Annotated in this window: 11 protein-coding genes and 1 pseudogene; 8 read left to right on the top strand and 4 right to left on the bottom strand. The window is 71.2% G+C overall.

The features are described from left to right. Window positions 1-73 precede the first annotated feature (73 nt). Window positions 74-1519 carry a PucR family transcriptional regulator gene (locus AB0B33_RS16535; protein WP_360772111.1) on the top strand — a complete coding sequence of 482 codons (1446 nt, stop codon included), beginning with the start codon at window positions 74-76 and terminating at the stop codon, window positions 1517-1519. Window positions 1520-1530: 11 nt separating this feature from the next. Here AB0B33_RS16535 and AB0B33_RS16530 read toward each other — a convergent pair whose 3' ends face one another. Both AB0B33_RS16530 and AB0B33_RS16525 read right to left on the bottom strand, forming a co-directional pair. Then, the gene (locus AB0B33_RS16530; protein ID WP_360772108.1) at window positions 1531-2244 is read right to left on the bottom strand and encodes a cache domain-containing protein; all 714 of its coding nucleotides are present in this window, start codon (window positions 2242-2244) and stop codon (window positions 1531-1533) included. A gap of 117 nt (window positions 2245-2361) precedes the next feature. Next, window positions 2362-3114, bottom strand: a complete 753-nt coding sequence (locus AB0B33_RS16525) for an FCD domain-containing protein (protein ID WP_360772105.1) — start codon at window positions 3112-3114, stop codon at window positions 2362-2364. Between the two features lie 111 nt (window positions 3115-3225). Between AB0B33_RS16525 and AB0B33_RS16520 the strand changes: the two genes are divergently transcribed. From AB0B33_RS16520 to AB0B33_RS16495, 6 genes and pseudogenes are all read left to right on the top strand, one after another. Beyond that, window positions 3226-4647, top strand: coding sequence for a gamma-aminobutyraldehyde dehydrogenase (locus AB0B33_RS16520; RefSeq protein WP_360772102.1), 1422 nt, complete (start codon window positions 3226-3228; stop codon window positions 4645-4647). 8 nt (window positions 4648-4655) lie between these two features. After that, window positions 4656-5717 carry an ABC transporter ATP-binding protein gene (locus tag AB0B33_RS16515; protein ID WP_360772100.1) on the top strand — a complete coding sequence of 354 codons (1062 nt, stop codon included), beginning with the start codon at window positions 4656-4658 and terminating at the stop codon, window positions 5715-5717. An 18-nt stretch (window positions 5718-5735) separates the two neighbouring features. Continuing rightward, window positions 5736-6938, top strand: a complete 1203-nt coding sequence (locus AB0B33_RS16510; RefSeq protein WP_360772097.1) for an ABC transporter substrate-binding protein — start codon at window positions 5736-5738, stop codon at window positions 6936-6938. Between the two features lie 7 nt (window positions 6939-6945). Further along, on the top strand, window positions 6946-7785 hold the full coding sequence (locus tag AB0B33_RS16505) for an ABC transporter permease (protein WP_247014407.1): 840 nt from the start codon (window positions 6946-6948) through the stop codon (window positions 7783-7785). 9 nt (window positions 7786-7794) lie between these two features. After that, on the top strand, window positions 7795-8592 hold the full coding sequence (locus tag AB0B33_RS16500) for an ABC transporter permease (RefSeq protein ID WP_247014406.1): 798 nt from the start codon (window positions 7795-7797) through the stop codon (window positions 8590-8592). Window positions 8593-8727: 135 nt separating this feature from the next. After that, window positions 8728-9349, top strand: a pseudogene (locus tag AB0B33_RS16495) (leucine zipper domain-containing protein); the annotation flags it as partial. A gap of 90 nt (window positions 9350-9439) precedes the next feature. On the opposite strand, the gene AB0B33_RS16490 reads toward AB0B33_RS16495, so the two are convergent. Then, the gene (locus tag AB0B33_RS16490; RefSeq protein WP_360772094.1) at window positions 9440-10219 is read right to left on the bottom strand and encodes an SDR family NAD(P)-dependent oxidoreductase; all 780 of its coding nucleotides are present in this window, start codon (window positions 10217-10219) and stop codon (window positions 9440-9442) included. A 33-nt stretch (window positions 10220-10252) separates the two neighbouring features. Here AB0B33_RS16490 and AB0B33_RS16485 point away from each other — a divergent pair, with 33 nt between their 5' ends. Further along, window positions 10253-10807 (top strand): TetR family transcriptional regulator, encoded by a 555-nt coding sequence (locus AB0B33_RS16485; RefSeq protein ID WP_360772092.1) that lies wholly within the window; start codon window positions 10253-10255, stop codon window positions 10805-10807. On the opposite strand, the gene pip is transcribed toward AB0B33_RS16485, so the two are convergent. Further along, window positions 10793-11737 carry a prolyl aminopeptidase gene (gene pip, locus AB0B33_RS16480; RefSeq protein WP_360772089.1) on the bottom strand — a complete coding sequence of 315 codons (945 nt, stop codon included), beginning with the start codon at window positions 11735-11737 and terminating at the stop codon, window positions 10793-10795. The two genes, AB0B33_RS16485 and pip, sit on opposite strands and share 15 nt — an antisense overlap. Between the last annotated feature and the right edge of the window lie 269 nt (window positions 11738-12006).

Genomic DNA, 12006 nt, shown 5'->3' with positions numbered 1-12006 from the left:
CCTCAGGATGAGTGCCGCGGCGACCGCCGTCAGCTGGCCGTTCTGGACAGTTCGGCGCGTACACTTGTCCGTTGTGGCACTCACGCTGGCCGGACTGGCCGCCGAGCGCTCGCTGGGACTGCGGGCGCTGACCGGCGATGATCTCCTGGATCGCCCGATCGGGTGGGTCCACCCGACGGAGCTGACCGACCCGCAGGCGTTCCTCGAAGGCGGCGAACTGCTGCTGACCACCGGGCTGGCCCTGGACGAGGAGACGTCGCCCGCCTACGTGCGGCGGCTGGTGGCCGCGGGGGTCGCCGGGCTCGGCTTCGGCGTCGGGCTGAGCCACGACGCCGTCCCGCGGTCGCTCGTGGCGACGGCGGCCGAGGTGGGGCTGCCGGTGCTGGAGGTGCCGCGCGAGACGCCGTTCATCGCGATCACGCGCGCGGTCTCGCGGGCGGTGGCGGCCGACGAGTACGCGGCGACGGTCCGGATCGGCCGCGCCCAGCAGGAACTGACCCGCACGGCGGTCGGCAAGGGCGGCCCGGCCGGGGTGCTGCGCAAGCTGGCGAAGCTCGTCGACGGCTGGGTGCTGCTCTTCGACCGCACCACGGTCGTCGAGGCCGCTCCGGCGAACGCGCGAGCGTACGGAGCTTCGCTACGAGAAGAGCTGGAGCGCCTTCGCACCGGCACGCGGGTTGTCGAGCTCGACGGGCAGGAAGTCGTCCTGCAGACGCTCGACACGAGCGCACGCCGGGTGCTCGCCGTCGGGGCGTCGCTCGACACCGCGGGGCACCACATCGTCAACACGGCGGTTTCGGTGCTTTCCCTGGCGCTGGAACAGGATCGCGCGCAGGCCGCGGCGCGCCAGGCGTTGCGCACCGGGGTGCTGGAGCTGCTCGTCGGCGGTCAGGGCGAGCTGGCGCTGCGGGTGCTGACCGCGTCCGGGGCCGAGCCGCCGCCCGCGCCGTGGTCGGTGCTGGCGTTCACGGGCGCGCCCGCCGCGCGGCGCAAGCTGCTCGGCGCGCTGGAGAGCGAGCCGGTGTTCGCGGCGCGCCGCGGTCCGTCGGTGGTCGCGTTCGGCGCGCCCGACGCCGTGACGGACGCGGCGCTGCGGATCGGCGGCCTGCACGGCGGGCTGGCCGGGCCGGTGTCCCCGGCGGGTTTCGCGGCCGGTCTGGAACAGGCGGAGCTGGCGGCCGGGGTGGCGGAGGCGGAAGGCAAGTTCCTGGTGTCGGCGGCCGAGCACACGGGCCGCGGACTGCTCTCGCTGATCGAACCCGCGGTGGCGCAAGCGTTTGCGCGAGGGCTGCTGACGCCGTTGCGGGAGCACGACGAGACCGGCCGCGGCGACCTGGTGGATTCGGTGCGCTGCTGGCTCGAGCACCACGGCCACTGGGACGTCGCCGCCGCGCGGCTCGGCGTCCACCGGCACACGCTGCGGAACCGGATCAAGAAGGCCGAGGAGCTGCTCGGCCGGGACCTCGACTCACCCGGCGTCCGCGCGGAGCTCTGGGTCGCGCTCCAGGCTCGTGAGTGAGAAACAGGGTTCTAACCCTGTTTCTCACTCACGAGCACGAGGGGGGAGTCGCCGCAGCGGCGCAGCGTCGGGCCGGGTTCCGCGCCCGCGGACCACCAGGCCGGGACGCCGGCCTCCCGCACCAGCGAGCCCGTCGGCTGCCGCACGCTGTTGGAGACGATCACCCGCCCCTGCGCGTTCAGCAGCGCCGCGCCGCGGCCCAGCGCGCGCAGCCGCGGCCGCACCGCCCGCTCGAACTCGCGCACGTAGACGTCCGCGCCCACCACGCCCGCGAAGGAACCGGAAAGCACCACCGGGATCGTGAACGTCAGCGTGTACTCGTCGGTGCACAGGTAATCCACGTACGGGCCGTTGATGTGCCGCCGCCCGGTGTCGCGCGGGACCGTGAACCACGACTGGCGCGTGTAGTCCAGGAAGTTCTCCGCGGCCGGGTCCAGGCTGATGAACAGCTGCGCCGGCGGCGAACCGGCCGTCCACCACTCGAAGCCGAACTCGGAATCGGTGAGCACGCGGGGTGCGCTGACGAACCCGGCACCGATGATCAGGCCGCCCAGGGCTTCGGTGACCTGCGGGCGGATCCGGTGCAGGGCCGCCGCCGACGGGGCTTCCGCCAGCACCGACTCGGCCGCCGCGTGCAAGGGCTTCAGGCGTTCGAAGACCCCTTCCACCAACGCCGAGACCTGCTCGACGACCTCGTCGCCGGCCAGCGTGCGGGTGTCGTTCACGGTGCTCACCTCGATGCGCGGAGTGGTGCGGCGTTGCTGATCCGGCCAAAAGCAGGCCGCCCCGCGCCCGGTACGCAACCGTCGTCGCGAAGGTGTTCGGCCGTGGCTGTGGCCGGATCAGCAACCATCGGCAGGGTACGGGGCGAGCAGGCCCAGGTGCACGTCCGCGAGGCGGTCGAGCGCGCCCAGGAGGTGCTCCTCGGTGAGTTTGCGGGCCAATTCGCCGTCGGCCGCGTCGATCGCGGTGGTGATCGCCGCGTGCTCCGCGCAGGAGTGTGCCCCGGGTTCGAACGGCAGCCACAGCAGGCCGCCCAATTCGCTCTGCAGGTGGACTTCTTCGTGCGTGAGCCGCGGGGACTGCGCGGCCGCCGCGACCTCCAGGTGGAACTGGCGCTCCGCCCGCGTGAAGTCGATGCCGTGCGCCGTGCGGAGGTCGTCGGTCGCCAGCCGCAGCCGGGCGATGTCCTCCGGGGAGCTGCGTTCGGCGGCCAGCTTCGCGGCGGCGCCGGCGATCGCGAGGTAGTGGTCGCCGACGTCCCGGAGGTCGGACAGCGACACCTCGCGCAGCCGCGCGCGCCAGGCGTCCGAGGGCGGGTCGGCCGGCGCGCGGACGAAGCTGCCACCGCTGCGGCCGCGGCGCGTCTCGACCAGCCCCTGCTGCCGCAACGCCACGAGCGCTTCCCGGACCGTCACGGTCGAGACGCCGAACTGCGCGGCCAGGTCGGCCTCGCTGGGCAGCTGCTCTTCGTCGGCGAGGAAGCCGAGCGTGATGGCGTCGACCAGCCGCGCCGCCACCGCTTCCGCCCGCCCGACCTGGCCGAGCGGCGCGAACATGGCGGACCGCGCGCTGTGCGACATGCCCTGGCGCATCGTGCCCCTTCGCGTCGGTGACTACCCGTTCGCACCAATCTTGCCTGATCCTCTTGTCCTATTACATATGGACTTATATGTTTTAGCCCCGCCAGCACCGAGGAGACAACCGTGCAGGAGCTGAAGCACTACATCGGCGGCGCGTACGTCGAGTCCGGATCGGGCCGGACCGCGGAGATCGTCGACCCGGTCACCGGGCGGCCGTACTGCACCGCCCCGATCGCCGGGCCCGAGGACGTCGACCACGCGCTGCGGGTCGCCGCGACCGCGTTCGAGACCTGGCGCGAGACGACGCCCGCCCAGCGCCAGCTCGCGCTGCTCAAGATCGCCGACGCGCTCGAAGCACGCGCGGACGAGATCGTCCGCGTCGAGTCCGCGAACACCGGCAAGCCGATCGCGCTCACCACCGCCGAAGAGATCCCGATGGTCCTCGACCAGGTCCGCTTCTTCGCCGGAGCCGCGCGCGTGCTCGAAGGCCGCTCGGCCGGCGAATACCTGGAAGGCCACACGTCCTTCGTCCGCCGCGAGCCCGTCGGCGTGTGCGCGCAGGTCACGCCGTGGAACTACCCGCTGCTGATGGCCATCTGGAAGATCGCGCCCGCGCTCGCCGCCGGCAACACCGTCGTGCTCAAGCCGTCCGACACCACCCCGGCGTCGACGCTGCTGCTCGCCGAGATCGCCGGCGAGTTCCTGCCGCCGGGCGTCTTCAACGTGATCTGCGGCGACCGCGACACCGGCCGCGCGCTGGTCGAGCACGACATCCCCGCGATGGTGTCGATCACCGGCTCGGTCCGCGCCGGCATCGAGGTCGCTCGCAGCGCAGCGAACGACGTCAAGCGCGTGCACCTGGAGCTGGGCGGCAAGGCGCCGGTCATCGTGTTCGGCGACGCCGACCTCGAAGCCGCCGCCGAAGCCATCGCCGCCGCGGGCTACTTCAACGCGGGCCAGGACTGCACCGCCGCCACCCGCGTGCTGGTCGCCGACGACGTCCACGACACCTTCGTCGCCGCCCTCACCCGCCAGGCGCAGGCCGCGAAGACCGGCAAGCCCGACGACGAAGACGTCGCCTTCGGCCCGCTCAACAACGCCGACCAGCTCGCGAAGGTGGCCGGGTTCATCGACCGGCTGCCCGGCCACGCCACCGTCCACTGCGGCGGCCATCGGGTCGGCGGCGAAGGCTACTTCTACGAGGCCACCGTCGTTTCCGGGCTCGGGCAGGACGACGAGCTGAGCCGGCACGAGATCTTCGGCCCGGTCATCACCGTCCAGCGGTTCTCCGGCGAAGCCGAGGCGCTGAAGGCCGCGAACGCCGTGCAGTACGGGCTCGCGTCCTCGGTCTGGACCCGCGACCACCAGCGCGCCATGCGCCTGTCGGCGAAGCTCGACTTCGGTTGCGTCTGGATCAACACGCACATCCCCCTGGTCGCCGAGATGCCGCACGGCGGGTTCAAGAAGTCCGGCTACGGCAAGGACCTCTCGCTCTACGGCCTCGAGGACTACACCCGCGTCAAGCACGTGATGAGCGCACTGTGAGGCTCGCGATGCCCAACCAAGCACCGTCCGAGACGCGGGACGAGCCCGCGGCGCCCGGAAGCGCGGGGCCGGCCATCCGGCTTTCCGGGCTGCGCAAGCACTTCGGCGACGTCCACGCGGTCGACGGCGTCGACCTCGACATCCCGCCCGGCGAGTTCTTCTCGATGCTCGGCCCGTCCGGCTCCGGCAAGACGACGGTGCTGCGCATGATCGCCGGGTTCGAGCTGCCCACCGAAGGCACCATCGAGCTCGAAGGCCGGGACGTCAGCCGGCTGGCGCCGTTCGAGCGCGACGTCAACACCGTCTTCCAGGACTACGCGCTCTTCCCGCACATGTCCGTGCTGCAGAACGTCGAGTACGGCCTGAAGGTCAAGCACGTCCCGAAGCAGCAACGCCGGGAGCGCGCGCTCGAAGCGCTGAAGACCGTGCGGCTGGCGGACTACGGCTCGCGCAAGCCCGCGCAGCTGTCCGGCGGGCAGCGCCAGCGCGTCGCGCTCGCCCGCGCGCTGGTCAACCGGCCCAAGGTGCTGCTGCTCGACGAACCGCTCGGCGCGCTGGACCTCAAGCTGCGCCAGGCGATGCAGCTCGAGCTCAAGCAGATCCAGCGCGACGTCGGCATCACGTTCGTCTTCGTCACCCACGACCAGGACGAAGCCCTCACCATGAGCGACCGCATCGCGGTGTTCAACGACGGCAGGATCGAGCAGGTCGGCCCGCCCGAAGAGGTCTACGAGCGCCCGGCGAGCGCGTTCGTGGCCGGCTTCGTCGGGACGTCGAACCTGCTCGGCGGCCGCGGGGCCGAGACCGTCATCGGCCGGCCGGGGCTGTTCAGCATCCGGCCGGAGAAGATCCGCATCGACGGCGAGCTGTCCGAGCCCGCCGCGGTGGGGGACACCAGCGCGACCGGCACGGTCACCGACGTCGTGTACGCCGGCGCGACCGTGCGGTACGCGGTCGCGCTCGACGCCGGCGGACAGCTTTCGGTCGTCCAGCAGAACACCGAAGGCGCCTTCGCGGGCGGCCGCGTCCGCCTCAGCTGGCGGAACGAGCACAGCTTTCAAGTCCAGTAGTACCTCGAAAGGGTTGCCATGAAGAACAGGAAGACGCGGCTCGCCGGGCTCTTCGGCGCCAGCCTGCTGTTGGCTGCATGTGGCACGTCGGGCTCGAACTCGGCCGCGCCGCCCGGCGCGCAGGGGTTCACCCCGCCGAAGCTGGAAGCGCTGAAGGCGCTCGGGCAGCCGGAAGGCGCGCTGAACGTGCTCGCCTGGCCGGGGTACGCGGAGAACGGTTCGAACGACCCGAAGGTCAACTGGGTCACGCCGTTCGAGCAGCAGACCGGCTGCAAGGTCAACGTCAAGCCGTTCGGCACGTCCGACGAAGCCGTGACGCTGATGAAGACCGGGCAGTACGACGTGATCTCGGCATCCGGTGACGCGTCGCTGCGCCTGGTCGCTTCCGGGGACGCCGAGCCGGTGAACACCGCGCTGGTGCCGAACTACGCCGACGTCCAGCCGTTCCTCAAGGACAAGTCGTGGAACAGCGTGGGCGGCACGGCCTACGGCATCCCGCACGGCTGGGGCGCGAACCTGCTGACCTGGCGCACCGACAAGGTGACGCCGGCGCCGACGTCGTGGTCGGTCGTGTTCGACGCGAACTCGCCCTACAAGGGCAAGGTGATCGCCTACGACTCGCCGATCTACATCGCCGACGCCGCCCTGTACCTGATGGCGCACCAGCCGGACCTCGGCATCAAGAACCCGTACGCCCTGGACGACAAGCAGTTCACCGCCGCGGTGAACCTGCTCAAGCAGCAGCGTCCGCTCGTGAGCGAGTACTGGTCGGACTACCTCAAGGAGTCGCAGGCGCTGAAGAACGCCGACGCCGTCGTCGGCACCGCCTGGCAGGTCACGGTCAACCTGACCAAGGGCGAGGGCGCGCCGCTGGAGTCGGCCGTGCCGAGCGAGGGTGCGACCGGGTGGTCGGACACCTGGATGGTCGCGGCGAAGTCGGCGCACAAGACGTGCGCGTACAAGTGGCTCGACTACATCATCAGCCCGAAGGTCAACGCCCAGGTCGCCGAGTACTTCGGCGAGGCGCCGGCGAACCCCAAGGCGTGCGCGGAGATGACCGACAAGACCCTCTGCGACACCTACCACGCCAACGACGCCGGCTACGCGTCGAAGATCGCGTACTGGACCACGCCGATCCAGCAGTGCCTCGACGGCCGCACGGACGTCAAGTGCAAGGACTACGGCGAGTGGACCAAGGCCTGGACCGAGATCAAGGGCTGACGGTGACATGACCGCGCTCTCGGCCTTCTTCTACCGGAAACCCAAGCTTCGCCTGGGTTTCCTGCTCTCGGCGCCGCTGCTCTGGCTCGGCCTGGCCTACCTGGGCGCGCTCGCCGCGCTGTTCGTCACGGCGTTCTGGCACACCGACGCGTTCACCGGCCAGGTCGCGATCGAGTGGTCGCTGGACAACTTCAAGACGTTGTTCAGCGACGCGGTGTACCGCACGATCACCTTCCGCACGGTCGGGATCGCGGCGCTGGTGACGGTGATCGACGCCGTGATCGCGTTCCCGATGGCGTTCGCCATGGCCAAGCTCGCTTCGCCGCGGGCGCAACGGATCCTGGTCATCGCGGTGATGACGCCGCTGTGGGCGAGCTACCTCGTCAAGGCGTACGCGTGGCGCTCGATGCTGTCCGGAAACGGCGCGCTGAGCTGGCTTTCGCCCGGGTACGGCGTCACGGCCACGATCATCACGCTGTCCTACCTGTGGCTGCCGTACATGATCCTGCCGATCTACGCGGGCCTCGACCGGCTGCCGGATTCGCTGGTGGACGCCTCCGGTGACCTGGGAGCCCGCTCGTTCCGGACGTTCCGCTCGGTGATCCTCCCGCTGACGTTCCCGGCGATCGTGGCCGGTTCGATCTTCACGTTCTCGCTGTCGCTGGGCGACTACATCGCGGTGAAGATCGTCGGCGGCACGTCGCAGATGCTCGGCAACGTCGTCTACGACAACATCGGCGCCGCGAACAACCTCCCGTTCGCGGCGACGGTGGCGACCGTGCCGGTCGTGATCATGCTCGTGTACCTGGCCGCGGTGCGCCGCACCGGCGCGCTCGACAACCTCTAGGAGCCCTCGGTGCGGACGTCTCGGGCACTGCTGTGGACGGCGCTGGGCCTCGGCCTGGCGGTGATCTACTTCCCGCTGGTGGTGGTGCTGCTCAACTCCTTCAACGCGGACACGACGTTCGGCTTCCCGCCGACCCGCTTCACGCTGGAGTGGTGGAGCCGCGCGGCTTCGAACGACGGCGCCCGGCACGCGCTGTGGACGAGCGTGGAGGCCGGCCTGGCGGCGACGGCGATCGCGCTGGTGCTCGGCACGATGGCCGCGTTCGCCCTGCAGCGCTACCGGTTCTTCGGCCGCAACCCGGTGTCGCTGCTGATCATCCTGCCGATCGCGCTGCCCGGGATCGTGACGGGCATCGCGCTGAACAACGCGTTCCGCACGATCCTGGGCATCGACCTCGGCCTGCTGACGGCGATCATCGCGCACGCGACGTTCTGCATCGTGGTGGTGTTCAACAACGTCGTCGCCCGCCTGCGCCGGATGGGCGGCAACCTGGAGGAAGCGTCGATGGACCTGGGCGCGACGGGCTTCACGACGTTCCGCCTGGTGACGTTCCCGATGCTGCGTTCGGCGTTGCTGGCCGGCGGGCTGCTGGCGTTCGCGCTGTCGTTCGACGAGATCATCGTTACGACGTTCACACTGGGCACGGGCATGGAGACGCTGCCGATCTGGATCTACAACAACCTGTTCCGGCCGAACCAGGCCCCGATCGTGAACGTCGTGGCGGCGGTGCTGATCGTGGCCTCGACGGTCCCGGTGTACCTGGCCCAGCGCTTGTCGGGCGACACGGCGTCGGGCGGGCGGCTCTAGTGGTGATGTCCAGGGACGTTGTCCCGAGTCGAGGCGACCTGCGGCGGCCTGTCGTGCAGACAGGTGAAGGCCTCCGGATGTGAAGTGGGGCTGTCCAGGAACCGCTTCACCCACCGGAGGTCTTCGTGTCCCACCCTGGCCCCACACACCCGCCTGCGACTCGCTCGCCTGATCGTCGAACAAGGCTGGAACTGCACCGACGCGGCGAAGATGTTCACGGTCGCCGCGAAGTGGGCCGACCGCTACACCACCGAAGGCAGGGCCGGGATGGCTGATCGCAGCAGCCGCCCACACCACAGCCTGAGCAAGACCTCGCCCGTGCTGGTGCGGCAGATCGCGCGACTGCGGTGGCGGCACCGGCTGGGCCCGGTCCAGATCGCCGGCCGGCTCGACCTGCCCGCATCCACCGACTCACCCACATCGACCGGGTCATCGGCGAACCCCTGCGCCGCTACGAACACGCCTGTCCCGGATCGCTGATCCATGTCGATGTCACCAAGTCCGGCAACATCCCCGACGGCGGCGGGCACCGCTTCGTCGGACGCGCCAAGGCGAGCGCAACAAACGCGCCACCCCCGGGCTGCCCCGCGGCGCCGACCGCAAGCCCCGCACCGGCATGCTGCACACCGTCATCGATGACTGCTCCCGCGTCGCCTACGCCGAAATCCACACCGACGAAACCGCAGCCACCGCCACCGCGGTATTGCGCCGGGCAGTGGCCTGGTTCACCGACCGCGGCGTCACCGTCGAACGGGTCCACCGGACACTGGCCGAGGGATGGGCCTACGCCCGCAATCGGCGGCAAGCCGCCGGTCACCCGGCTGACCGACCTCCCCGGACATCACATCTAGTGGACCGACCGGATGGTGCCGCCGTCGACGCGGATCGTCGCGCCGCTGACGTAGTCCGCCGCCGGGCTCACCAGGTAGCCGACCGCGGCCGCGATCTCTTCGGGGCGGCCGAAGCGGCCGACGTCGTTGGGCACCAGCTCCTGCGCCGCGCGCTTTTCGATTTCCTCCCACGAGCTGCCCCAGCCGTGGTCCGGGGCGATGCCGGTGAGCAGCTCGCGCACCGAGTCCACCAGGATCGCGCCGGGGGAGACGACGTTCGACGTCACGCCGGTCCCGGCGAGTTCGCGGGCCAGTGACACCGCGAGGTTGTGCCGCGCGGCGAGCGTCGCGGTGTAGTGCGGCTGCGTCGCCATCGGCTGGATCGCCAGGCCGCCGCCGATCTGGACCACCCGGCCCCAGCCGCGCGAGCGCATGCCCGGCACGAACCGGTGGACCATCCGCACCGCGGAGACGACGTTCGCCTGGTACATCGCGCTCCAGTCGTCCGGCGTCGCCTCGGTCCAGGAGAGGTGGTCGTACGCGCCGGCGTTGTTGACCAGGACGTCGATCTCCCCGGTGGCCGCCGCCACGGCGTCGGCGCCCGCGTCGGTCGACAAGTCACCCAGTGCCACGCCCGCCGCGCCGATCTCCGCCGCGACCTTCCCGGTGCGGGCCGCGTCCCGGCCGTGCACCACCACCGAGGCGCCTTCCGCGGCCAGCAGCCGGGCGATCGCCTCGCCGAGACCCGCGCTGGAACCGGTGACCAGAACTCGCTTGCCGGTCAACTCGAGGTCCACTGTGCACTTCCCATCATGTCTACACTCGTATACATGAGAGCCCGCAACGCCGCCACCACCCGCGAAGCGATCCTGAACTCCGCGCTCGAAGCCTTCACCCGCGCCGGGTACGACGGCGTCGGCGTGCGCGAGATCGCCGAGTCCGCCGGGGTCACGGCGATGCTCGTGAACCGCTACTTCGGCTCGAAGGAGGGGCTCTTCGCCGAGGTCGTCGAGGCGGCGATGGCCGAGCGGACCGTGCTGACCGACGACCCCGCGACGCTCGCCGCGGACCTCGCGGCCGCGCTCGTGCGCCGGACCGGCCTGGACGCCGGGCGACTCGACCCGTTCCTGCTGATGCTGCGGTCCGCGCCCAACCCGCGCGCCGCCGAAATCCTGCGTGCGGGCATCGAGCGGCACGTCGAAAAGCACCTCACCGACGTCCTCCCGGCGACGGCGGGCACCGAAGGCCCGGCGCTGGTCCTGTCCGTGATCGCCGGGTTCTGGGTGCTGCGCACGCTCATCGGCAGCACCGAGCTCGCCCGCGCCGACGAAGCCGTCGTCAAGCGCAAGCTGGAGAAGGTGTTCGCCGTGCTACTGGCGGAATGAATCCGTCGCCGCCCGCAAAGCGGCGAGCACGCCGGGGTCGGTCACCGCGTGGCCGGCGCCTTCCAGCAGCTTCAGCTCCGAGCCCGGCCACGCCTGGTGCAGCTCGTACGCCGTGATCGGGGGACACACCGTGTCGTAGCGGCCCTGCACGATGACGCCCGGGATACCGGCCAGCTTGCCCGCGTCGCGGACCAGCTGGCCGTCGGCGAGCCAGGCGCCGTGGCGGAAGTAGTGGACGGCGAGGCGGGCGAAGGTCAGCGCGAACGCCGGTTCGGCGTACTGGCGGACGAAGGAGTCCTGCGGCACCACGGAAACCGTCGCGCCCTCCCAGGTGCTCCACGCGATCGCCGCGCGGTGCCGGACCTCCTCGGACGGGTCTTCGAGGAGCGTGGCGTACGCCGCCAGCGGGTCGTCGCGGAGGGCGGCCGGGAGCGGGGCGAGGAAGGCCTCCCACTCGCGCGGGAACAGGTTGGCCGCGCCGCCGCGGTAGATCCAGTCGAGCTCGCTCGGGCGCACGGTGAACACGCCGCGCAGGATGATTTCGCTGACGCGCGAAGGGTGCGTTTCGGCGTAGGCGAGGGCGAGCGTCGCGCCCCACGAGCCGCCGAAGAGCTGCCAGCGGTCGATGCCGAGGCGTTCGCGCAGGAGTTCCATGTCGGCGACCAGGTGCCACAGGGTGTTGGTGCGCAGGTCGTCCGCGCCCGGCGTCGACTGCCCCGACCCGCGCTGGTCGAACAGGACGATCCGGTACGCCGCGGGGTCGAAGTGCCGCCGGGCCATCGGCGCGATCCCGCTGCCGGGGCCGCCGTGCAGGACCACCACCGGCTTGCCGCCGGGGTTGCCCGCCTCCTGGCACCGGATCCGGTGGCCGTCGCCGACGTCCAGGAACCCTTCGGCGCGCGGGGGGATCGGCGGGTAGAGCTCGTCCATGCCCGTCACTGTGCCGGAGGGCCCCGGCCGTCGCCCCGACACCCCGCCGCCAGGGGCCGGGACGACGACCAGGAAAGGTGGGAGCCCGCCCCCGCCGCCGGGCTGAGCGGGCTCCCGCTCGGGGGGCGTCAGCCGCCGCGGGGAACCGTGGTCCGAAGAGAGGCGCCGTCGGGGTGGTCACGACGGCCGGCGATCCGCACCCGCATTCCCGTCCTCCTCGTCGAGGTTCGTTCCGTTGCGTCGTGGCGGCGACGGGCTAAACGCTAAGC

Origin of the sequence: Amycolatopsis sp. NPDC049159 (genome assembly GCF_040648295.1) — a bacterium.
Lineage (GTDB): Bacteria > Actinomycetota > Actinomycetes > Mycobacteriales > Pseudonocardiaceae > Amycolatopsis > Amycolatopsis pretoriensis_A.
This window is presented reverse-complemented; position numbering and strand designations above follow the sequence as displayed.

What these genes read in the sequence shown, in the direction of transcription:
- AB0B33_RS16525 (WP_360772105.1), bottom strand. Translation starts at nt 3,114, where the DNA reads ATGCGCCAGGGCATGTCGCACAGCGCGCGGTCCGCCATGTTCGCGCCG.
- AB0B33_RS16515 (WP_360772100.1), top strand. Translation starts at nt 4,656, where the DNA reads ATGCCCAACCAAGCACCGTCCGAGACGCGGGACGAGCCCGCGGCGCCC.
- AB0B33_RS16510 (WP_360772097.1), top strand. Translation starts at nt 5,736, where the DNA reads ATGAAGAACAGGAAGACGCGGCTCGCCGGGCTCTTCGGCGCCAGCCTG.
- AB0B33_RS16505 (WP_247014407.1), top strand. Translation starts at nt 6,946, where the DNA reads ATGACCGCGCTCTCGGCCTTCTTCTACCGGAAACCCAAGCTTCGCCTG.
- AB0B33_RS16485 (WP_360772092.1), top strand. Translation starts at nt 10,253, where the DNA reads ATGAGAGCCCGCAACGCCGCCACCACCCGCGAAGCGATCCTGAACTCC.
- pip (WP_360772089.1), bottom strand. Translation starts at nt 11,737, where the DNA reads ATGGACGAGCTCTACCCGCCGATCCCCCCGCGCGCCGAAGGGTTCCTG.